Source organism: Paenibacillus sp. MY03, from assembly GCF_002165585.1.
In the GTDB taxonomy this organism is placed as follows: domain Bacteria; phylum Bacillota; class Bacilli; order Paenibacillales; family Paenibacillaceae; genus Pristimantibacillus; species Pristimantibacillus agaridevorans.
The window spans coordinates 108517-131500 of sequence record NZ_MXQD01000010.1 but is presented as its reverse complement, the minus strand read 5'-3'; the positions used below and the strand labels follow the sequence as shown (position 1 = coordinate 131500).

The following is a 22984-nucleotide window of genomic DNA, read 5'->3' as shown; positions in this document are numbered from 1 at the left end:
GTGAAAACATGCAAGAGCAGGAACGTTACATCTTGCGCGATTTGCGACTCTTGGATGGACAGCCGGTAGATATCGCTATACAGGACGGGCGTATTGCGGGTGTGTGGACGGCAGATGCCGCTATACAGGACGGACGATTTGCGGGTGTCTGGACGGCCGGGCAAACTGCCCAGCAATGGGAGGATGCCGCCTCCATCGACTGCTCCGGGCAATACGTGTCCAGCGGATGGATCGACATGCACGTGCATGCTTTCCCCGAGCTTGATCCGTACGGCGACGAGATCGACGCCATCGGCGTGGAGCAAGGCGTGGCGACGATCGTTGACGCAGGCAGCTGCGGCGCGGACCGGATCGGCGAGCTGCTGGCGAACGGGCAGAAGGCACGAACGAATCTGCTCGCTTTTCTCAACATCGCTCATATCGGCCTACATCGCATCGATGAGCTGTCGGACCTCGCATGGATCGACGGGAGCAAGTTGCGTAAAGCGTTAGAGGCCCATCAGAGCTCTATCGTTGGACTCAAAGCTCGCATTAGCAAAAGCGTCGTAAAAGACAGCGGCATTGAGCCGCTCCGTCTGGCACGCCGATTCTCCGAGGAAACCGGGTTGCCGCTTATGGTGCATATCGGCTCCGGGCCTCCCGCCATCGAGGATGTCGTCCGGTTGCTGGCGGACAGGGACATCATTACGCATTATTTAAATGGCAAGGCGAACAATCTGTTCGATGGCGAAGGCAGGCCGCTGCAAGTGTTGGCAGACGCCTTGGCGCGCGGAGTTCGGTTGGACGTCGGGCATGGCACGGCCAGCTTCTCGTTCCGGGTTGCGGACACTGCCAAGCGGCATGGCATCCCGCTGCACACGATCAGCTCCGACATTTACCGCGGCAACCGGAAGAACGGACCCGTGTATAGCTTGGCTAACGTGATGACGAAGTTCCTGCATCTGGGATACACGCTGGAAGAAGTCGTCGCGGCAGTCACGTCGAACGCGGCGGAGTGGCTCGGCAAGCCTGAACTTGGACGAATCGTTGCCGGCGACACCGCCAATCTGACGTTGTTCGAGGTGCGGCAAGAGCGTACGGAGCTGGTCGATTCGGAAGGTGAACGGCGAATGGCGGATCAACTTATACAAGCCAAAGGAGTTGTGGTGGATGGCAAGTTCATTAAATGCGAAGTACGGCCTTAAGAGGGTTATTAACGCCAGCGGACGAATGAGTATTCTGGGCGTGTCCGCTCCGACGGACACCGTCATGGACGCCATGAAGCATGGCGGGCAAAACTACGTCGAGATCGCCGATCTCGTCGGCAAGGCCGGCGACTATATCGCCCGCATTTTGGGCTCGGAAGCGGCCGTCGTCGTGAACTCGGCTTCGAGCGGCATCGCCTTGTCCGTCGCGGCCATCGTGACGGGCGGCAACAAGCGGGCCAGCTTGCGCCTGCATATGGAGCCGATCGCGAAAAACGAAATCATCATGCTCAAAGGCCACAACGTGCAATACGGCGCGCCGGTCGACACGATGGTATACCTGGGCGGCGGCAAAGTCGTCGAGGTCGGCTACGCCAACGAAGGCAAAGCCGAGCATATCGAAGATGCAATCGGCCCGAACACGGCGGCTATCCTTTACGTGAAATCGCATCATACCGTGCAGAAAAATATGATCTCCGTCGAAGAAGCCTGGGAAGTCGCTCAGCGCAATAGCGTGCCTCTTATCGTGGACGCAGCAGCAGAGGAAGACTTGCAGAAGTATGTGATGGTGTCGGATCTTGCCATTTACAGCGGCTCCAAAGCGATTGAAGGCCCGACCTCCGGCATCGTGGGCGGCAAACGCCAGTACATCGAATCCGTGAAGACGCAGCTTCATGGCATCGGCCGCAGCATGAAGGTCGGCAAAGAAACGACATTTGGCCTGCTGCAAGCCTTGGACGAGTACAGCGTAAAAGAAGATAAAAGCGAGCAGGAAAAGGAATCGTTGAACCTGCTTATGGGACTGAACGAGCTAAACGGCGTCAACGTTACGGTCGTGCAGGACGAGGCCGGACGAGCGATCTTCCGCGCTCGCATCGCAATCGACGCGGCAGTGTCGGGCACGACAGCCAAAGCGGTGGTTGATGGCCTGCAAAACGGCGACATCGCCATCTATACTCGCGACTACGGCGTGCGCCAAGGCTACTTCGACATCGATCCTCGCCCGCTTATGGGCGACGACATGGAAGTTATCGCGACGCGGGTTCGCGAGCTGGTGACTGGTTAGGGTCCAAGTCGTAACAACGCCTACTCGCTTTTTCATACTCATGAGGCACTCCGAGCCTCGGATGTGCCGGTTGTACCGGCACACGCTCGCCAAGCACAATCATGACAGCCGATGTTTCGGCGAATACTTGAATATCGGGAGGATACCAACATGACAACCATCGCAAAACGATTCTACAAAGGGCGCGTGGCCCTCAACGTGCTGACAAACAGCATCGACAACGCTAAAGAAATTTTCGACGCAGCCGAAGGCTACGTGCTCGTCGGCGTATTGTCCAAGAACTACCCTACGGTCGCCGAAGGCGTAGCCGCCATGAAAGCCTACGGCGAAGCCATCGAAGACGCCGTCTCCATCGGACTCGGCGCGGGCGATAACCGCCAAGCGGCTGTTGTGGCCGAGATCGCCAGGCACTACGGCGGCACGCACATCAACCAAGTGTTCCCGGCTGTCGGCGCCACCCGCGCGAATCTGGGCGAGAGGGACAGCTGGATCAACAGCCTCGTGTCGCCAACGGGCAAAGTCGGATACGTCAACATATCCACGGGTCCCGTAAGCGCAGCGCAGGACGAGCTTGCCATCGTGCCGGTAAAGACGGCAATCGCGCTGGTTCGCGACATGGGCGGCAACGCGCTCAAGTTTTTCCCGATGAACGGACTTAACGCCGAAGACGAACTCCGCGCCGTTGCGGCGGCTTGCGCCGAGGCCGGTTTAGCGCTTGAGCCGACAGGCGGCATCGACAAGGAGAACTTCGAAGCCATCCTTCGCATTTGTCTGGAAGCCGGCGTGCAGCAGGTCATCCCTCACGTTTATTCGTCGATCATCGATAAAGCCACTGGCGCAACAATCGTAGAAGACGTGCGCGAGCTTCTCGCCATAACCAAACGTCTGGTAGACGAACATGCCTAAGCGGATCGCGGCATTTGGGGAAGTCATGATGCGCCTGCAGGTGCCGGGCTACGAGCTGCTGTCGCAGTCGAACACCTTGCAATACTCGTTCTCCGGCACCGGCGTTAACGTCTCCGCCGCGCTGACCCGCTTCGGGCACACGGGATATCTCGTCTCCACCCTGCCGGATCACTCCGTCGGCGACGCGGCAATCGCGTACTTGCGGAAGCTGGGCATTACGGCGTCGTTTATCAGGCGCGACGGCAAATATGTCGGCATGTACTTTCTGGAGAACGGCTTCGGCGCAAGAGCGAGCCGGGTAACGTACACAAACCGTCTGGAGAGCAGCTTCAACACGGCGGCGGCGGACGCATACGACTTCGCGGCGATTGCCCAAGAAATCGACGTCGTCCACTTCTGCGGCATTACACTGGCCATGAACGATACCGTACGCAGCCAGATGAAGACGTTCGCTCAAGCCGTCAAGTCCGCTGGCGGCACGGTCGTCTTCGACTGCAACTACCGTCCGAGCCTGTGGGGCGAAGGAGCTTATGAGATGGCGCGGCCTTACTACGAGGATATGCTGGGACTGGCGGACATCGTTATGATGAACGAGAAGGATGCGTTGCTGACGCTGGGCATGTCGACCGACAAGCAATCGCGCCGCGAACAGCTCGTAGATTTAATCCCCGCAGTTGCGGTAAAATATAACATACGCGCAATCGCGGGTACGCATCGCTCCATTAACGGCGACAATACGCATGCGCTGCAGGGCTTCTTGTACAAGGACGGCCGCTTCGCGTTCGCGGAGCCGCTCTCGTTTGCGGTCCATGACCGGATCGGCGCGGGCGACGCGTATACGAGCGGCATTATCCATGGCGAGACCGCCGGCTGGGCGCCCGAGGAGACCGTGGCGTTCGCTGCGGCGGCTGGCATGCTCGCCCACACGGTCGTGGGCGATACGCCGATGTCTTCCGAGAGCGATATTCGCAAAGCGATGGCGGCAACCGTCAGCGACGTAGAAAGGTAGTGCAACCCACCGTGAACTTATCCAGGAAATCGAAACCGTTGTATATGCAGATTAAGAGCATCGTGAAAGACCGGATTTTGCACGGGGTATATCCCTTGGGCAGCATCATTCCTTCCGAGCCCCAGCTCGAGAGCGAATTCGGCGTCAGCAAAATCACTGTCCGCAACGCCATCAGCGAGCTCGTGCAGGAAGGTTATCTGGAGAAGGGCAGCGGCAAAGGCACGAAAGTTATCCGCAATACGTCCACGTCGAAGCTGTCCAAGCAGAAACGGTTTACCGAGGTGCTCGTCGAAGGCGGTCATCGCATCCGCAAGGAGTTGCTCATCGCCGAAGTTGTCGTCAACGAGCCCGGCACCTTGCCGCATGCCCTGTTCGGCGACCAAGCTTACCGCATCGAACGGCTGTACCATCTGAACGACGAACCTTACATTTACTATATGCATTACCTCACCATGCGGGCGGGGGGCATCGAGCTCTCCGATCTCACTTCGCAGTCGCTGTACGATATGCTCGAGGAGCATGAAGTCGCTCCGGAGAAGTTCCGCGACGAGTTCGCGGTGACGCTCGCCCCCGCTCACGTCGAGCAGAGACTGGGCGTTGCTGCGGGCACTCCGCTGCTTAAGCGCTCCCGCTACTCCTACGACGGGGCAGGCCATTTGATCGAATATAGCGAAGGGCTGTACCACACGGCATTGCATAGCTATGTGGTAAACTATGATGTTTGAGGGCTGAAAATTAAAACATATTCTCAGTTATCCTTTTTAATAGATGATGGACAGGTCTACCTTTCCTATCTATTGAAAAGGATATTTTTGTGTTCAGGCGATTAGTTAATGAATTGATGTTTTTATTTATTTATTTTTCTATAAACGAGATGTAAGTTTGTTTATGCTTGTGATGTGTTAAGGAACGAAACGAGATAGAGTGTGATTTAATCTTAAATGGAAGGAGCTTATGAGGTTTTAAGATGACTTCAGACAACTAAGGAGAGTGAAAAAATGAGCCTAACCAGAATTGTAAGCGCTATACTTATGCCTATTCTCATGTTCAGCTTGCTGGTGACACCTTTTCCTGCAAAAGCAGAAGCCGCTGCCGGCGTACAGTTGACGTTTGATCTTGGCGCCCGGGGACAGACGATCACCAATAAATTCAATCAACTGAATATGTGGGATAAGGATGCTTATTGGACAAGCATGGCAGATAATCAGGAAACGGATTATTTTGCAACGAAGTACCCGTTTGTTAAAACGATGAAGCTGATGCAAGCGACGGGCGGCTGTTATGTTGGATTTGATCGCTGCACGACGAATCGTGATTTGTTCATCGATCCATCGGATCGGTCCAATTTGACCGACTACAAATTTGATACGCTTATTCACGCAACCCGCAATATTGTTAATCAAGGGCTGACGCCTTATATCGTTACAGGAAATGTACCGATCAAATACAGTTCTAATCCTGTATTAGGCGTATTCGAGCTAAACGTCAGTCCTCCGGATGATTATAATGTCTACTACGATTATATGTTAGCAATGGCAGATGCATTAGTGGATGAATTTGGCGTAAATGAGATGAAGAGCTGGAAGTGGGGCGTCCTCACGGAGTTTGAAAACGGAGATATGTTCAAAGCCGGGAGCGTAAATGCTCAGCAGACAAAAGAGGCCTATCTCAAGCTTTATGATTACACGGTCGATGCTCTCCAAGAAGCCATTGGCGAGGACAACTTGATCGTTGGAGCACATGCGATGGCGGTCTCTGCCGGGTTATGGAGTCATCTGGAATTTATTGACCATGTGGCGAAGGGCGTCAATAAGAAAACGGGAGAAATAGGCACGCAACTAAATTTTATTACCGGGTCCTATTACGATGAACAGCCTGGAGAGCCCAATCCCAGCTACAAATCGCTTAAGGATACCTTAAACTCTCTCCGCGCACGAGCTGTTGAAAACGGGCTAATGAATCTGGAAATCGGTATCGACGAGGGGCGTATTCTGGCAGGAATGGACGGGGTGGCGCTTGCCCCGCGTGCGGTTGGCCACAGCTTCCAGGCAGCAGCGGACGCTAGACTATTCCGCCAATTGCATGATTGGAATATCGATTTTTTCTCCTTGTGGTCGTTGACGACAGACGGCATTTGGAGCGGTGTTGATTCAGTAAGCACCAATATTTTCAATCTCTCCTATCGCATGGTCGGAGACCAACAAATTACTCCGCAGGTCGCGGGATCGCCCAATGATCCGGGTAATGAGATTGGAGGCATCGGAGGGTATAACGAAGCGGAGAACAAGCTTCATCTTATGGTCTACAATTATAATGCGGATATTGAAGCCACAATGGAAGAGACGCCTACGCTTGTCGTGGAGAACATCGCTCCAGTAGAAGGCAATACTGTAACCATAAAGCAATGGTACGTCGATGACGACAACGCCAATTTCTGGCCGACGTGGTGGGAGGACCAGGCAGCACAGGGCATTTACGAGAATTCGATCCCGTATTGGTCCAGATATTCTGCCGAGGTGATGTTCACGCTCTATAATCAGGCGGATAAAGACTATTGGTATTCCAGAGAAGAGGCCTATAAAAAGCTGGCTGAGCTGAAATCTACAACGGGTACGGCTGTTATCAACAACGGCAAGCTCATTCTGGAGCCCTCGCTCGGCCATCACGGAGTCGTTTTTTATGAGATCACGAATGCCGATCCTACCTCTGCGCCGAAAGTCGCAATCGATGATTTGGACGATTGGAGCAAGGCCGACACCTACAGCGATACTTTGATGATTGATAGGAGCAATGCTGCGTTGCTCGGAGATCCAAGTCGAGTCATGCGCAAGGGCGCTTCCTATGATGCATCCGAAAAGGATTATATAACTTACTACTATCCCGGAATCGTCAGCCTGGGCCTTACGGCCTTGTACGCTACTACGGCTGAAAGCATTGGCGATTTCAAGTTTTATACCTCGGCGGATGGGTTATCATGGGAGAAGCAGTATGGCTGGACCACTGAGGACAGCTTGATTAATGAAGACCTGTGGACCAAACGCGAATATAATCTTCCGTCCGTGCCGGCGGGTACTAATTATTTTAAGCTTGAATTTCCTGTGGAGGAAGCTTTCTTTTATAATCCGCAGCTGTCCAGTGTAAAAATCGTTTATGCCGGAGAATGTGGCTGCTCGGATCCCTTGACTTATTCGGATGAGCTCAATGATTGGTCAATTGCTTTCTCAAATAGCAATGGCTTGCAATTCGACACAGGCAACAGTGAATTAGTGAGCGATTCCAGCAGAGTCATTCGGTCAGATGTTAGTGGGACATTACCCGAATCTATCGTTTATCATTTTCAGGATAAGGGAATCACCGGCGCAACCGCGTCCGCCCTTTTCTCCGAAGAAATCGAAGCGATCCGGGATTTTAAATTCTACACTTCGAAAGACGGAAGTTTATGGAGTGAACATACTAGAACAGGTTTAATCGATACGCATCTGGAGGCTCTTCCATGGACCAATCGCCAATATAGACTGACCGATATAGCTGCGGGTACAACTTATTTAAAAATCGAATTCCCGCTAGGCGGAATTAATTACTGGCTGCCGCAGCTAAGCCGCGTATCGATCCAGACCACACCTTCAGCGCCTGCTAATGTGACCGCGACCGCAACGGGAATGACAGAGGTTCAACTGGGCTGGTCCGCTTCCGCGGGAGCTGTATCGTACAACGTCTATCGCGCTCTCAGCGCTGAAGGTGCGTATGAAAAAATCAATCCATCCCCAATAACAGCAACGGCCTACGTCGACTCCGGTCTAACTGCCGGCTCAACCTACTATTACAAAATCTCTGCTGTCGGAAACACGGGGGAATCCGGCGCAAGCGATGTTGTCAGCGCCACAACGCCATTAACGCGCACCGTCGTTTATAAGGATGAACTTGATGATTGGAGCATCGCACATTCTCATAGCCCGGGCCTGTCATTCGACACCCAAAACGGAGCTTATGTCGACGATAACAGTCGTGTGATGAGAGCGGATACTACATCTGTCGAATCAATCGTTTACCAATTTGACGGTATGCTGCGTGCGGATGTAAACGGACTCTTCTCCCATACTCAGGAGGAGATTAACGATTTTAAATTTTACCTGTCACAGGATGGTACCAATTGGACCCCCTATATCGGCGCAACGATCCACGACACGCCGATCACTACGATAGTGTGGACCAATCGAAAATATACGTTGGACAATATCCCGCAGGGTACTGCCTATTTGAAGATCGAATTCCCGCAGGGGGGCTTATATTTTTGGAACCCGCAGTTGAGCCGAGTGGAAATTCATGCGCCGGAGAATGAGGAGCCTGAGGAGCCAGAAGCCCCAACAGGCTTGGCGGCAAGCTCATCCGGCACGTCCTCTATTGAGCTGGGCTGGACGGCTGTGACTGGGGCAAGCTCGTATCATATCTACAGGGCTTCGGCATCAGGCGGTCCTTTCACAAAGGTGAACACCGAACCCGTGACCGCTACTTCTTACATCGATACCGGCTTGACGGCAGGAACTACTTATTATTATCAGGTGACGGCGGTTCAAGGAGGAGTAGAATCTACGCATTCGGCAACAGCTAGCGCTGCGACAGCCTCCCTCCCTCCGAATCCACCATTAGACCAGCCTATTGGTTCCGGGCCACAAAAGGATACGACATCGAATGAGCCGAAGATCATCGTATCGGACGGCAAGCTGCAAGTCGATGCAGCAGCTAGCAATAGCGGGATGGTAAGTCTGGATCTGCCAGATGGGCAAATCAAACAGGCGATAAAAACGACCATGGAAGGCATACTCACGATTGAAGTCATTACAGGGAAAAAACGGCAGACAAAAGATATTGCGCTCTCGATCCCGCTTCAGTCGTTGTCAGGCTCATCCGGTACGATCCACACCATTCGGGTTCGTACAGGATCCGCCACCATGGAGATCAAAGTCGATCCATCAGCAGGTATCGTAGGGGCTGATTCTTCCAAGCTATCGCTCCATATATCGTTAGTCGATCCGTCCTCGCTGACTAAGGAGGCAAGACAACGAATCGGCAGCCAGACGGTTTACGATTTTTCTCTATCCGTCGATGATCGCGAAGTGAACCGGTTTGATTATCCAGGCGCTATTGTCCTGTCGTTAGCCTATACGCTTGGCGACGGAGAGCATCCGGATCAGATCGTAAGCTATTTCATTCGGGAAGACGGAGCTTTGGAGGTCGTACAGAACTCCAAGTATAAGGCGGCGACCGGCGAGGTGACCTTTCAACCCGCTCACTTCAGTCTGTATGCAGCTGCGCATGTCGATGTGTCGTTTATCGATCTGCATCAAGCCGCCTGGGCGGAATCTGTTATTCGCTCGCTTGCGGCTAGAGAGATTGTAAATGGCAAGGGTGATGGAAGCTTTCAGCCGAACCAATCCGTCACACGTGCAGAGTTCTTGCAGATGCTGATGAAAGGGCTGAACCTTGTTGATGTCACCGCATCAAGCCAGTTTAGCGATTTGAAGGAAGGCATGTGGTATTATCAAGCCGTTGCAAGCGCAGAGGCGCTGGGCATAACGCAGGGGCGTGGCAACGGAACCTTCGATGCAACGGCCACGATTACTCGCGAGGAGATGGCTGTCATCGCTTATCGTGCAGTACGGATGACACAGTTGCTTAAATTGTCCGCAACGGACAATAGCAAGCCGTTCACCGATGGCACGCAAATATCCGCATATGCGGAGCAGGCAGTCAGCAGCATGCAGCAGGCAGGTATCATCAACGGGTTCGAGGATGGATCGTATAGGCCGAAGGCAACCGCAACACGCGCCGAATCGGCATCCATTCTTTACAAATTGCTTTTCTAAGACAAAAACTTATACTTTCGTATATTTAAGTAAAGATGGCCGGCCAGGAGTAGATCCTGACCGGCCATTCTTTATTCAAGGAATCGCTGCTATAAGTTCCTTTCCGCTGTTGTTCACAATTCGAATCTCATAATCAGACGGAGTATGGAGCGAGTAGTAAATGCGCTCTCCTTCCAACCGCCATTGCAGCTTAATGAGCTCTGTACCTGCGGGAATTGCTCCTTCACACCAATGCAAACCATTATCCTCAAACTGAACAATCAGTTTCTTGGCAATAGGGTTAATCCCCTTCAGGCCCAGGGCATCCTGGTATAGCCAATAGACGACGTGGGATGCGAACCCATGATTGCAGCTGGCCAGATTGCCTGCATGTTCCCATAGGGTTCCAGTTCTTTCTGCCATATGAATGAAGTATCCTTCCATCTGCTCAAGCAGCTGCCGGCTTCTACCATAAAGCGATAGCAGATCCAGGCGCAAATAATTCCCAATGAAAGCATTGGCCTCCGGAACATCCGGATAGACCTGCCTCGCGTCACGCGATGGGCCGAACTGATCCACAATAATCGTCCATAATTCCGGATGCGAGTCCGGCGTTGCAATGCCGAAATAAAAGGCGTAATATTGGCACACCTCGGTTGTATGGTTCGTTAGCTGCAGCTTGCCGTCGATCCTAACCGCATTATCAATAAAAAATGAGCCATTATAAGACTGTTCCGCAATAGTATGACGAATTCCCGAAGCCTGTTCTGTGAGCCGGAAATCGTCGTATATACTGCCGGCTGCCTGTAACGCTGCCGCATACAGCATGTTGCTGGGATAATTAACATCCTGCACATAGTCATTTGCCTTAGACCACTCGATAAAGACCCACTGCTCCAGCTTTTCCAACAAGTTATCCTCGTTTAAAAATGGACGGAAGTAATCAAATAAAGCATAGACCTTAGGCTTCAAAGCCTGAACTAGCTGGAGATCCCCCGTTCTAGCCAAGTACTCTTTAAGCTCCAGAATGAACCACAACGCCCAATTCGGAATAAAATTACCATCATCGTGGTCGGCAGGATAACACATCGGCAGCATGCCGGCTGGAAGGGGATCGAAGCGCTCTGGAAGCATGTAGTTCTCCAAAAAGCTACGCTCCATTTTGGAGCCCCCCGTCAGAACATGCTCCACCCTGGCCGTAAAAAAGCTGTCGCAAAGCCAGCCAGCCCGTTCACGCGATGGGCAGTCCATCAATAAATCCGAAGCATTTTGCCGGAAGGTTTCCGCTCCAGCGGCATAAATGGCGTTTAACTCCGCACGGTCGCATTGAAAAACCGCTCTTTCGGTATCGGGATTGTTGTATTCCCTGATATATAACGCCTCGACTTCACAATGTCCGTCCATCACCAGCAGCTTTACATAACGCATCGTATAAGGCTCGAAGCTTTCCAGATCATAGCTCCCAGCCTCCAGTTCGCAGCCTATGACGTTGGCGCAATCCATACGTGTAAAGTCGATGTCCCCATCGGTTACAAGCTCATCGAAAATGAGATACAGCTTGGTTCTTTCCCTGCATGTAAACTTGCCTCCAAGGAAGCCGGTTCGATTAAGGCCCCAATCTATGATTTGACACGAAAGGGCTGGAAGCCGCAAAGCTTCCTCCGCCTTATAGGGGGAGGAAGTCAGCGATGTTTTTATGGTCCTTACTTCTTGCATTTCCAAGGTAGGGACAACCTCAAGCTCGCCTTCGGCGTACCCCCCAAGTGTAGGTCCGATATCGGTTAACGATCGGTCCATCCAATAAACCTCCGGTACATTTCCAATCGTAAAACGCTCTCTTTCCTGCTTGGCTACGGGACTTCTTTTTTGAAAGGTCGAATAAGATATCCCGCGGGCAATGACGGCTTTATGCTCTGCTTCTGCACAGGTCTCGACTGCGAGCGCAATGGTATCGTCGGTGCGCCAGGCGTGGCTGCTTTCTCGCCATCTGTAGTACTCGATAAAGGGTCTCTGGAAGCTGTATCGTTGTACCTTTTGTATCCGTTCCGACAATAGTGCGGCTTGAAAGTCGTCCGAGTCCTCGGAGGTTGCGCGAAGAACCGTCCCATCCACCCGGATTTCGGCTTGCAGAAAGGCAGGCTGGTTGGGCAAATAATAGCTGTTAACGTTATAGCCGACCACTTCGATAGCGACCATATTTTTCCCTATCTTAAGATAAGGGGATAATTGCCACTCGTCCATGCGGTAAAATCCGTGCGGTCCTCTCGCCGGTCCGTGGCCTGCGAATTCTCCGTTGACATAAACGCGATACAGGCTTGATCCCGTCATACAAAGCAGAGCATTCTGCGCAGCATCCCAATCAAAAACCGCTCTAAAGCCTACGGTCACGTTCATTTCCTTATCCTTGCCGCGAGGCCAAACGGGCTTCGCCTTAATAAAACCAATTTCGGACATAAAGGATACCACCCTATTTTTGATCTATTTCAACTGCTTCAGCCAGCAGCCTTTGTATCTGCAGCACGAGTACGCCAGGTTGCTCGGCGATATGCAGCTCCAGACCTTCCTGCAGCGCTTTCCCGTTAAAATAGCCTACCAAGGAACCCCTCAAAACATCATAAACGGCATACCGTTCCTCGGCCTTCATCCAGGGAAGCGCATAGGATCGGTTTGGCTGCTCGGAGTGCTCTGGACGAAAGACCACAATCAGTCCTTCGCCATCTTCTTTCAGCTTGGCGAAGCCGTCCCACTCCTTGGCCGTTGATTTGACCCGGGCAGCCTCATAGAAGGAGTACGGATGGAAACGGCGGTCGACATGATCGGGCGCATCCGATGCGGGGAATGTATCGGAAACCTGGTGATACGCCAGGAAATCGAATTCCGTCCGGTAATCCTTGACCCACTTGATCCACTTTCCATAGTGTTCCCGGTCTGCGCCTGACAGCTTTCGCAAATCGCCGTAATATAAACCGTGCGCGGCTAATGCAGACCAAAATCCGACATGGCGGGACAACGGATCCGTCAGATGGCAGGAGCCGAAGTTTAACGTATAGCTCGGAACGACTCGGCTTCTTGTATGGATCATCCGGCGCAAATTGTCCAGCCACGCTGTATCCGAGTTGACAATCCAATTTTGATGGGCGTGCTGGATGAGCGCCAAATCCATGTTATGCAACACGCCGTAAAGCTCAAACGTCAAATCCAGCAGGCAGTCCGGATTTCGGTTTCTCAGTTCGTCCATGATCCAAAACATGCTGCGGTATATCCGAAGATTGGACGACTTCTGCGTTCCATGATGATGGTCCCTGCTATGGCAGCCAATCGACTTATGGGGATTGTAAGGGTCGCGAACGGCAGCAAGATCCAGCTTCAACAGCTTTACATCGTATTTCTTTACCGTCCGGTCGATCTCATCCAGGATCCACCCCTTAAAGTCCGAATCCAGACACATGATGGCCGTGTCCTTCCACCCGACCATAAAGCCATGCTGCTCGTTCTCATCCGTCAGAAACCATTCGGGATGCTCCTTGGCGATGGAGGAATCGATATGCATATTGCTGACCGACATCCAAAGCCCCAGCTTGATGTTAGATGCCCGGCACGCTTCCACGATAGGATCCAGCCCGCGAGGGAATTTAACGGGATCGGGCTCAAAATCGCCATGGAGGAAATACCATCCGCAATCCAACTGATAAGCTTCAATGCCCATTTCCGCAGCTATTTTAATATTTTCCAGTACAATTTCCTCGTTGATATCCGAATAGAAGGTTTCCCAGGTATTGACGGTGAACGTCGGCACCTGCTCGGGGCGACAGACGGACAAACTATTTTTTACGAAGCTTCCAAGCTGCCGATCCACGACATCCTGCCATTTCTCATGACAGAAAGATAAAAAGAAGGAACAGTCGGATTCAAACGTCTCGCCGGGCTCCAACTGCCATTCGAAGATGGTTTCTTCCTTGTCGTTATAGCCGATATGAAGATGGTCTCCGTTCGCGAACAGCTCCATATGCTTCATGGACCCAGGCGCTTCCGTCGCGACAAGCAAACCTTCGTTTGCATCCGGCCATTCGATCGCCATCACACTATCGTCCATACAATTGGATACGGCAGCGGATGTTTGGGTGAAGAAAGAGTGGTGCACCTGTCTTCCTTCTCCTGGAGACAGTGCGAGCTGCTCCCAGCCCAAATATTGAATTCTGACCGGATAGTCCGCTTTGCTGCTAATCGTCATCCTTTTGCGGATGACGGGATGCTGATGATAAGCCTGGTAAATAAGCTCCACCGCAAGGAGGGAACCCGCAGACCCCCAACCTCCGATCGCAAAGGGGTGATAGCCGGCGTCTCCTCCCGATCTCAGCGCCAGACGAACCGTTAACGTCTCCGATTCTTCCGATGAGATAAAGCGATGCGACTCGTAGCTGAAGTCTCTCGTCTTCAGCACCATCATGGCCTCACCATAATAGCAAATGAACGAAAATTCCTCTTCCGTATCCCTTGCAGGCTTTACGTACTCGAATCCTGTTGTTTTGTTTTGAAGCGATACCGTACGAAACAGTCCCTCTTTGTTAACCTCAAACCCGCGTGAAAGCCACTCATTTTCGATCGAAATTTTTGTCATCTCATACATTCCTTTGTTATGGACTAGGCTTGCCCTATCATCCCACTATCCTTTTACCGATCCCAGAACCATGCCTTTAACGAAGTATTTTTGCAGAAACGGGTACACAAGCAGAATCGGAATTGCTCCGATAAAAATTTGGGAAGCCTTGACTGTCGCATTCGAAATTAATTTGACATCCTCCGGCTGCAAATTGATTTTGCTGAAATCTTGTGTGACGACGATGGTCTGCAGCAGGGTGCTTAATGGCCATTTTGGGGCATCCGTCAGATAAATCATCCCGTCAAACCAGGAATTCCAATGAGCGACCATCGTAAATAACGAAAGGGTAGCAAGGGACGGCAGAGAAAGGGGCAAATAGATGCTGAGCAGCGTTCGGAAGTGATTGGCTCCATCTATCGTTGCGGCCTCTTCGATTTCTCTTGGCACGTTTCGAAAGAAATTCATCATGAGCACCATATTCCAAGCGGATACCGCCCCCGGCAACACCAGCGCCCAGATGGAATTCATCAGCCCCATTTTTTGCACGACGATATAAGTGGGAATCAGGCCTCCGTTAAATAACATGGTAAATACAAAAAACCAGGTATACAGCGCTCTGCCTCGAAACCTCAAGTGCATCTTGGAAAGCGGATACGCCGTCAAGACGGTAACCGCCATCCCAATTCCCGTTCCCAGAACGACTCGTTCAATCGAAACCCCTATGGAGCGCATGAAGTTGGGGTTGGAGAAGGTTTGTTTGTAGGCCTCGATATTGAAGCCTTTTGGCCACAGTCCGACAAGATTGGCGTTGGCAGGCGCTTGGGCGCTTAACGATACAGCGAAAATATGGACTAACGGCAGAATGCAGGTAACCGACATAATCAGCAGAAACGCGAAGTTGAACGCATAAAAGATTTTATATGATCGAGCTTTGTAATACATGCAGCAGCCTCCTTGATTTAGAATATACGGTAGTTGGCAAATTTGTAGGCCATGCGATAAGCGACAACGATAAGGACGAAGCTGATCAAGGCTTTAAACATGCCAATGGCTGTCCCGAAGCCGAACTGGGTTTGGAGCAAGGCAACCCGGTAGGCAAAGGTATCGATAATGTCTCCTTTATCGTAAACAAGCGCATTGTACAAGTTGAATATCTGATCGAAGCCGGCATTGAGAATGCTGCCGAGCGACAATGTGCCAAGCACGACGACAATTGGAGTGACGGCCGGGATCGTAACATGCATCGTTTGTTGCCAGCGCCCGGCTCCGTCCATTTCCGCCGCTTCGTATAGAGCCGGATTGACGGCAGTCAGCGCCGCAAGGAACAGAATGGTGCCAAAGCCGAACTCCTTCCAAATATCGCTGGCGATTACCGTAAACCGGAACCAGTCCCCTTGGACTAAAAAAGGAATGGGATCCAAGCCAAACCATGCGCCCAGCAGTTGATTGACGGGCCCGCTAGTGCCGAGCATATTAATCAAAATGCCCCCAAGGATAACCCACGACATGAAGTGAGGAAGATACACAAGCGTTTGCACCATACGTTTGAAAAAGATGTGGCGCAGCTCATTTAACAACAATGAAAAAATAAATGGAACAAACAATCCGAAAATGATTTTGAGACCCGCAATAAAGAAGGTGTTGCGAATGACCTGGAGACTGTCCTCCCGGTCCAGCATGCGACGGAAGTTATCCAGACCAACCCATGGCGAATCAAAAAAACCTAGCCACGGCTTAAAATCTTGAAACGAGATGACCAGTCCAAACATCGGCAAATAAAGAAAAATAACAGCCAAAACGATCCCGGGAATAAGCATCACATGGAGCTGCCACATCCGCATCATATTTGATGTTTTTTTGTTTAAATTCAAATTTCCTTCCCCCTAAGCGTATGTTATTTTTATTGTATAGGACGACGTTTTAGGCAGATACGCCAATCTTTCAATAAAAAAAGCAATCTGTTAACTTTATTTTTTCGATTTTTCATTCCCGTTAAGGAATTGCTTTTTTTCTTGATTTTGTTTTCTATTTTCGATATTCATTTTTCGCTATGCTTGGTTTGCACTTACAAAATACATGAGGAGGTCAACAAATGATCAGATTCAAAAAAGGGCTCTCAGCCGCTTTGACCTTGATGTTAACGGTCTCTGTTCTAGCTGCATGCTCAGACAATTCCAACAGTCCTGCCCCTCAGGAAACCAAAGCAAGCGAGACCCAATCCCCCGGAAATGAAGGCGCTCCCAATCAAACCGACGAACAAGGTGTAGAGACCGCGCCGTTTAAGGACGGGAAATACGATCCGGCTATTCCAATGAATATCGTCGTTCCGATCGGCGATGATACGATGTATTTCAACGGAGAAACGGCCGAAAAAAACATATTGTTCGATCAGTTCAAGGAAAATCTGGGTTTGGACATTAATGTGTTGTGGACGGCCCCTACTAAAAATGAAGGCTTTAAAACAAAGTTATTGCTATCTCTGTCCTCCGGCGAGAAGCTGCCCGATGTCATCAATACCATGGGAGATGTCGAATTAACGAATCTATTAATCGAATCCGGAAAATTTATGGATCTGACCGATCACATCGACAAGTATGCATCCGAAGGTGTCAAACGAGTGTATGACGAAAACCCGGAATTGTTCCATTCCGTCACTCGCGACGGCAAGATCATGGCATTGCCGATTCCTGCCTGGGGACCAAACGGAGCGCCAAACATGTATGTTCGCCAGGATTGGTTAGACAAACTGCAGTTGAAAGCGCCAACAACAATTAAGGAATTGGAAGCCGTTATGGAGGCGTTTGTCAACAACGATCCGGATGGCAACAACGTCAAGGATACGGTTGGTTTGGCTGTTCAGCTTAAAAATCCAACCAGCGAAGTCATAGCGGATGCAACCGCTTTGTATGGAGCCTTCGGAGTGCTTCCAAGCAACTGGGCCAAATCGGAGGACGGACAATCATTGATATACGATCCGATCCAGCCGGAAATGAAAACCGCGCTCAGCACATTTAGAAGCTGGATGGAAAAGGGCTATATCTCCAAGGATGCACCACAGCAAGATGGAGGAACTGCCGCACAGCTGTTCACCTCCGGCAAAGCCGGCATTATATTCGGACCGAACTGGCTGCCGTATTGGCCGCTGCCGGATTTGGCAGTCAACGTTCCCGGAGCCGAATTCAAAGTGTATCCTATTCCAGTTGGCGAGAACGGCAAAGCGGAACGCCGCGTATTCTCTCTTGTCGGCGCAAGCGTCTTGGTCAACAAGGATTACAAACACCCGGATGCCGTATTCAAGTATGCCGATGTCATGTTCACGCTTGCCAATGTTGGCGGGATTTGGGATCTGGACACGAAGTCTTTAATGGATAAAGGGTATATGGAGGAGGGGGCAGGCTCTAACTACCATGTAGTTAAATATGGATTTATGCCCAATTATTTCGTCGATCCATGGTATCAGATTGATGGATATTTGGATTTAATGCTGGCAGGAAAACCAGGAAGATCGCCTGGTGAACAGGAAGGGTTCGACAATTGCTTAAGCAATCCGCAATGTATTGACGGGCAAATCGAATCCATGAAGGTTTGGAAGGCACAACAAGATGCCGACGTTATGAGCTTGTACTCGGGGCCAGTGACGCCTACTCAGAAGACGCAAGGCGATTTCCTGAGCAAAATGGAATATGAAACGCAAATGAAAATTATTTTCGGCACGGCTCCGGTTGAGGAATTCGACGTGTTCGTAGAAAAATGGAAGTCCGGCGGCGGAGATAAAATTACAGAAGAAGTCAATGAGTGGTATAGAGCAAATATTTTAAAACAATAGATTGCAATAGGGAGGCGAAAACATCATTCGCCTCTCTTGTTCACATTTAAGAATAAAACATAGATGAGGCGGTTCCTTCATGATTAGAATGAACAATTTCACCAAAGTCAATATATTGATTCTCATTCTGTTGGTCCCCGTCCTCATTTTGTATATCTACTCCAACCAGAAAAACATTGGCGTTATGGAGCAGCATATCCGCGATTCCCAAATAAATCGGTTGTCTTCCCTGCACAAACAGTTGGACGACAACGTAAAACAAATATCGATGATGGCGTACGTGCTTCTCAGAGATCCGAACGTAAAGGAGTTCCGCGACCTGGACTTGTATGCCAAGGACGCTAATTATACCGCGTTCAAGACGGAGCAAATCATTAGCCAGAAGCTGAATTTGCAAAGTGTCGCCAACGCGTTCACGAATTCCATTACGATCTATGCCCCTAGAATTCAAAAGGCGATCGGCCAGCACTCGCTTGTTCATTATAACCAAAATGAGATTGACCGATATGCCATGCCAGACTGGCAGTATAGCCAAACTGATAAGCAATTTACATTATACGCCTTTGATCCCATCCATGAGCATAACCTCGTGGCCAATGCCAGTCTAATCGCCAAGGTCGGTTTCTCGGTGGATAATATTGTAAAGCTGCTGGACAACTTTCATGGCGAAGGGAACGGCGGAACGTTCCTGTATAACCCCGCAGACAGAACTGTGATTCCATCGGGTAGCACGGCAAAGTTGGCAGATGGAATCGCGAATGAGATTTCGAGCTGGGATTTAGGAAATCAAGGCTACGAAACGGTTGATATCGATCAAAGCAATTATTTTATCAATTACGTGAAGTCGGATGGGCTTGCGTGGTATCTGGTCGATTACGTGCCGATGCAAGAAATTATTACCCCCATCACCTCCAGCAACCGTTATTTCTTTTTATTTCTTGGCATTTTAATGTGCGTCAATCTGCTCATTTTATATATATTGCACTCGAATATCCGAAGGCCGATCAAGGAATTGATTCGCGGCGTCCAGCAGATGAAGAAAGGCAACTATGCTGCGAGAATTCAAATAGAATCCGAAAATGAGTTCAAGTTTTTGTTTCAGCGGTTTAACGAAATGGCCGGGGAGATCGAGAATTTGATCGGCAAGGTGTACGCGGAGCAAATCTATTCGCGCGAGGCGACATTAAAGCAATTGCAGTCGCAGATCAACCCCCACTTCTTGTACAATTGTCTGGCTTTCATTAAAAGCATGGCGGTGTTGGAAGAAAAAGAGTCGATCATCGCCATGTCCGTCAGCCTCAGCAAATATTATCGTTATAATACAAGAAACGAGAAGCAGCTCGTTACGATTCGGGAAGAAATGGAGCTTGTAAACAGCTATCTAAAAATTCAGGGTCTCCAGATGAAAAGATTACAGGTGATAGTCGACATCCCTGATGACATGCTAGACCTCGCCATACCGAGGCTGCTGATTCAACCCATTATCGAAAACGCGATCATTCATGGCATAGAGCCGCACCCGGATGGGGGACAGCTTACGATTCGCGGCGAGCGCCGAGAAGGAGAAAACCGCATTATCGTCGAGGATGATGGCCCCGGACTGGATGAACAGGGAAGACTCATGCTGTCGAAAAAGATCAATATGCCTCTGTCAGATGAAATTGGCTGCGGGTTATGGAACGTGCATCAACGGCTGCGGCTTCAATTTAGTCCAGAGTCTGGCTTGCAATTTGAGTCTAATTCTTCCGGAGGTTTAAGGGTTATTCTTTATTGGACATAAAAGGAGGAGATTCGAATGTTTCAAATCCTGATCGTGGATGATCATGAGCATTTGGTCGAAAGCCTGGCGAAATCCATTCCGTGGGAGGAGCTGAATATCGGCCAAGTCTATAAAGCCTTCTCAGGCAAGGAAGCGTTGCAAGTACTGGATACGTATCCTATCGAGATCGTTATTACGGATATCCGAATGCCGGGAATGTCGGGGCTGGAACTGATCGAACGCATTCGGCAAAAGCGGAAAAGAATCAAGTGCATTTTATTAAGCGGCTATTCCGATTTCGAATATGCCAAGCAGGCGATCCTCTATCATACCGCCGACTATATCCTCAAGCCCGCCGACGATGAAGAGATCATCGCATGTTTGCAGAGAGTAACCGAATCCATTAACAAGGAATGGGAGGAGATCAGCTCACATCAACGTACGCTCTACACCCTAAAGGAGAACTTCCCAAAGCTGAGAGACGGCTTGCTCAACGAGCTGCTTCAAGGTCGCAGCTTTCCGCCAGCGGTATTGGAGCAGCAGCTGGAGTCGTTCGAAATTCCGTTTGCAGCAGGAGACGGGGTTACGCTTATGATCGTCCGTATGGACGAATCGTTCTACACTTATAACCGCCGGGATTTTCACTTAATGGAGTATGCGATAGGCAATATGGCCGAAGAAATATTTCAAGATGATTACATGCTGTGGACGTGCAGAGATCCCCATGATTACCTGATTTTTTTGATCAAAGAGAAGGCGGAGCCGCATGATCACCCTCATGCTGGTCATACCTCCACCCCTCTCAGACCTTTGAAACTGGAACGCGAGGCAAGCGAGCTGCAAAACAGTGTCGGAGCGTTCCTTCATGGCCGTATATCCATATTAATCAGCAATAAAGGCCTATTTCCGCAAGATATTCCGAAGCTGTACCAATCGTCTCTGAGCCTGGTCAGACAACGCTTCGGAAGAAACGAGGAATTTCTTATATCAGCGGGCTCGTTTAGCGATTCGCTGCCCGTCGACTCTTCCATCGGTTTGTACGATTCTCCGACGCTTGTTCAGCTTTTGGAATCGGGGCGCTGGGATGCGATAGAGGAAAAGCTGCAAACGGTGTTTCAGATCCATGATCCGGATAACGGGCAGCCCTCTCAAGAGCATATTATGGAAATTTATTTTGCCGTGGGGAGCGCGCTGATTCATCTGTCCCACAAAAACGGGAAGCGGCTCGAGGACATCATCGGCGAAGATTTCGGTTTGCTCCTGCAGCCTGTGCCCTTTCGAAACATCGATCAGCTGCAAGTATGGGTGTCGCGAGTGCTAGAAAAAGTAAAAGCGGATATGAACAGCGAACAAGGCGAAACGTCTGCCTTCCTTGTCAGGCGGGCTCAGGAATATGTCGAGTCGCATCTATCGGGGGATACTTCCCTGCAAGCAGTCGCAGATTTCGTTTATGTTCATCCCGTCTATTTATCCCGCATCTACAAATTCGAGACCGGCGAAGGGCTAAGCGCCTACATTTTGCGTCTGAAGATGATCAAAGCGGAAAAGCTTCTGCTGGAAAGCAATAAAAAAGTCCATGAAATCGCCGAAGAATTAGGTTATGATAATCCGCCCTATTTCATTAAAGTATTCAAAAAACATTCCGGGCTGACCCCGAAGGAATTTCGTGATCAAAGAACAGGGTAAGGCACGCGATAGCGGCTCTCCGCCACCATGGGTGAACACGGAGAGCCTTTTCTTTTTTTCGCCTTAATTCCAAGCGTGCAGCTCGATCTCCCGTTTTTCTTGAGCCCCGGCAATCGAATAGTATGGAACGGTCTTGGACTCTCCTGGCAACAACTCGAAGTAATTGTCGGAGAACACATACTCTCCATGCAGCATAACCGAGTGAGCATAGCGATTTGCGGTGACGATCAATGTGCCGCCCCCTTCTGCGTCCGTCCTCTTTGCGATGCGCGCTTCGGATGGCGCAAGCTGCAGCTCCGCAGGCCGTCCCGTAAACCATACGGAACGGTCAGTGCCGAATGTTCCTTCGATTTCCATAACAAGAACATGACGATTGTCCAAGAACGATCTCAGCTCGGCATCATCAAACGTCGCTGCCGCCGCCGAAGAACCCGGAGCAACAGCGAATTCAAACTCGCTGGACCACATTGCCTTATCGGTTGCTTCCGCATCCAGAGAAAGTACGAACAATCGGCCGATTCCGTTTGATTGCTCCAGTCGTTCATTGCATACCCAACATAGGATGGAACCGTTCGTCCGATCCCGCTCCACCGAAGCGATTACCGGTTTGGAGGCAGCCTTTATTCCATAGTAGCCGCCTTTCGGATAACCATAGTAATCAACCAAACTCCAGCCGCTGGCCGGCCAACAGTCGTTGTACATCCAAAAGAGCAGTCCGCCTGTATAGAAACGGTTGCGCCGATAAGATTCGACGACGATTTGGGTTAGTTCCCGCTGCACGAACGACATGCGGCGAATGCGCTCGACTAGAGTATCCGTGGACGGAGTCAGCTTTTCGCCCAGCAGCTCCAACGCTTTGAATAATGAAAAATCCGTTAGGCCGGGATGGTTTTTTGTATGATATTCAATCATTTTGAAAGTCGGGTCTTGCAATTGCTCCTCGCTCATAAAGCGCCGCATAGAATGAATTTCCGGCGTTCCGAACATCGGAAACTCCGGGCAAAACCGGCTTATAAACGATGAGAAATAGTCGCGGTAATCATCCATGTCATGCGTTCGCAAATATTCGATCATCTCCAACATAATACCGGTCACATGAGACGTG

The 22984-nt window shown here is 50.6% G+C and carries 14 protein-coding genes; 9 read left to right on the top strand and 5 right to left on the bottom strand.

Going from position 1 to position 22984, the window contains the following annotated elements:
• Positions 1 to 8: 8 nt before the first annotated feature.
• The 6 genes from B1748_RS12185 (at position 9) to B1748_RS12160 (ending at position 10029) form a co-directional block, all read left to right on the top strand.
• Positions 9 to 1184 carry an amidohydrolase/deacetylase family metallohydrolase gene (locus B1748_RS12185; protein WP_087568186.1) on the top strand — a complete coding sequence of 392 codons (1176 nt, stop codon included), beginning with the start codon at positions 9 to 11 and terminating at the stop codon, positions 1182 to 1184.
• On the top strand, positions 1150 to 2250 hold the full coding sequence (locus B1748_RS12180) for a DgaE family pyridoxal phosphate-dependent ammonia lyase (RefSeq protein ID WP_087568185.1): 1101 nt from the start codon (positions 1150 to 1152) through the stop codon (positions 2248 to 2250). The genes B1748_RS12185 and B1748_RS12180 overlap by 35 nt, the downstream gene beginning before the upstream one ends.
• 150 nt (positions 2251 to 2400) lie before the next feature.
• Positions 2401 to 3156: a 2-dehydro-3-deoxy-phosphogluconate aldolase gene (dagF, locus tag B1748_RS12175; protein WP_087568184.1), complete on the top strand. Its 756-nt coding sequence runs from the start codon at positions 2401 to 2403 to the stop codon at positions 3154 to 3156.
• Positions 3149 to 4165 carry a sugar kinase gene (locus B1748_RS12170; protein WP_087568183.1) on the top strand — a complete coding sequence of 339 codons (1017 nt, stop codon included), beginning with the start codon at positions 3149 to 3151 and terminating at the stop codon, positions 4163 to 4165. The genes dagF and B1748_RS12170 overlap by 8 nt, the downstream gene beginning before the upstream one ends.
• A complete protein-coding gene (locus B1748_RS12165) occupies positions 4165 to 4890 on the top strand; it encodes a GntR family transcriptional regulator (RefSeq protein WP_179215549.1) in 726 nt (241 codons plus the stop codon). Before B1748_RS12170 ends, B1748_RS12165 begins: the two co-directional genes overlap by 1 nt.
• Positions 4891 to 5163: 273 nt before the next feature.
• Entirely contained in the window at positions 5164 to 10029 is a 4866-nt protein-coding gene (locus B1748_RS12160; protein WP_087568181.1) for an S-layer homology domain-containing protein, read from the top strand.
• Between the two features lie 75 nt (positions 10030 to 10104).
• Here the strand turns inward: B1748_RS12160 and B1748_RS12155 are convergent, their stop codons facing one another.
• From B1748_RS12155 to B1748_RS12140, 4 genes are read right to left on the bottom strand one after another with little or no spacing between them, the layout of a single operon-like run.
• Positions 10105 to 12462, bottom strand: a complete 2358-nt coding sequence (locus B1748_RS12155; protein ID WP_087568180.1) for an alpha-L-rhamnosidase-related protein — start codon at positions 12460 to 12462, stop codon at positions 10105 to 10107.
• Between the two features lie 13 nt (positions 12463 to 12475).
• Positions 12476 to 14626: an alpha-galactosidase gene (locus B1748_RS12150; RefSeq protein WP_179215548.1), complete on the bottom strand. Its 2151-nt coding sequence runs from the start codon at positions 14624 to 14626 to the stop codon at positions 12476 to 12478.
• A gap of 45 nt (positions 14627 to 14671) precedes the next feature.
• Positions 14672 to 15550, bottom strand: coding sequence for a carbohydrate ABC transporter permease (locus B1748_RS12145; protein WP_087568178.1), 879 nt, complete (start codon positions 15548 to 15550; stop codon positions 14672 to 14674).
• Between the two features lie 17 nt (positions 15551 to 15567).
• On the bottom strand, positions 15568 to 16452 hold the full coding sequence (locus tag B1748_RS12140) for an ABC transporter permease (protein ID WP_087568286.1): 885 nt from the start codon (positions 16450 to 16452) through the stop codon (positions 15568 to 15570).
• Positions 16453 to 16700: 248 nt separating this feature from the next.
• Here B1748_RS12140 and B1748_RS12135 point away from each other — a divergent pair, with 248 nt between their 5' ends.
• The 3 genes from B1748_RS12135 to B1748_RS12125 all read left to right on the top strand — a co-directional run bounded on the left by B1748_RS12135 (position 16701) and on the right by B1748_RS12125 (position 21879).
• The gene (locus tag B1748_RS12135) at positions 16701 to 18434 is read left to right on the top strand and encodes an extracellular solute-binding protein (RefSeq protein WP_087568177.1); all 1734 of its coding nucleotides are present in this window, start codon (positions 16701 to 16703) and stop codon (positions 18432 to 18434) included.
• Positions 18435 to 18513: 79 nt separating this feature from the next.
• Positions 18514 to 20214 carry a sensor histidine kinase gene (locus B1748_RS12130; protein ID WP_087568176.1) on the top strand — a complete coding sequence of 567 codons (1701 nt, stop codon included), beginning with the start codon at positions 18514 to 18516 and terminating at the stop codon, positions 20212 to 20214.
• Between the two features lie 15 nt (positions 20215 to 20229).
• Positions 20230 to 21879, top strand: a complete 1650-nt coding sequence (locus B1748_RS12125; RefSeq protein ID WP_087568175.1) for a response regulator — start codon at positions 20230 to 20232, stop codon at positions 21877 to 21879.
• A gap of 63 nt (positions 21880 to 21942) precedes the next feature.
• Here B1748_RS12125 and B1748_RS12120 read toward each other — a convergent pair whose 3' ends face one another.
• A complete protein-coding gene (locus B1748_RS12120) occupies positions 21943 to 22962 on the bottom strand; it encodes a glycoside hydrolase family 2 protein (protein WP_087568174.1) in 1020 nt (339 codons plus the stop codon).
• Positions 22963 to 22984: the final 22 nt, after the last annotated feature.

What these genes read in the sequence shown, in the direction of transcription:
- B1748_RS12185 (WP_087568186.1), top strand. Translation starts at nt 9, where the DNA reads ATGCAAGAGCAGGAACGTTACATCTTGCGCGATTTGCGACTCTTGGAT.
- B1748_RS12145 (WP_087568178.1), bottom strand. Translation starts at nt 15,550, where the DNA reads ATGTATTACAAAGCTCGATCATATAAAATCTTTTATGCGTTCAACTTC.
- B1748_RS12170 (WP_087568183.1), top strand. Translation starts at nt 3,149, where the DNA reads ATGCCTAAGCGGATCGCGGCATTTGGGGAAGTCATGATGCGCCTGCAG.
- B1748_RS12140 (WP_087568286.1), bottom strand. Translation starts at nt 16,452, where the DNA reads ATGATGCGGATGTGGCAGCTCCATGTGATGCTTATTCCCGGGATCGTT.
- B1748_RS12150 (WP_179215548.1), bottom strand. Translation starts at nt 14,626, where the DNA reads ATGACAAAAATTTCGATCGAAAATGAGTGGCTTTCACGCGGGTTTGAG.
- B1748_RS12160 (WP_087568181.1), top strand. Translation starts at nt 5,164, where the DNA reads ATGAGCCTAACCAGAATTGTAAGCGCTATACTTATGCCTATTCTCATG.
- B1748_RS12120 (WP_087568174.1), bottom strand. Translation starts at nt 22,962, where the DNA reads ATGTTGGAGATGATCGAATATTTGCGAACGCATGACATGGATGATTAC.
- B1748_RS12130 (WP_087568176.1), top strand. Translation starts at nt 18,514, where the DNA reads ATGATTAGAATGAACAATTTCACCAAAGTCAATATATTGATTCTCATT.
- B1748_RS12125 (WP_087568175.1), top strand. Translation starts at nt 20,230, where the DNA reads ATGTTTCAAATCCTGATCGTGGATGATCATGAGCATTTGGTCGAAAGC.
- B1748_RS12135 (WP_087568177.1), top strand. Translation starts at nt 16,701, where the DNA reads ATGATCAGATTCAAAAAAGGGCTCTCAGCCGCTTTGACCTTGATGTTA.
- dagF (WP_087568184.1), top strand. Translation starts at nt 2,401, where the DNA reads ATGACAACCATCGCAAAACGATTCTACAAAGGGCGCGTGGCCCTCAAC.
- B1748_RS12155 (WP_087568180.1), bottom strand. Translation starts at nt 12,462, where the DNA reads ATGTCCGAAATTGGTTTTATTAAGGCGAAGCCCGTTTGGCCTCGCGGC.
- B1748_RS12180 (WP_087568185.1), top strand. Translation starts at nt 1,150, where the DNA reads ATGGCAAGTTCATTAAATGCGAAGTACGGCCTTAAGAGGGTTATTAAC.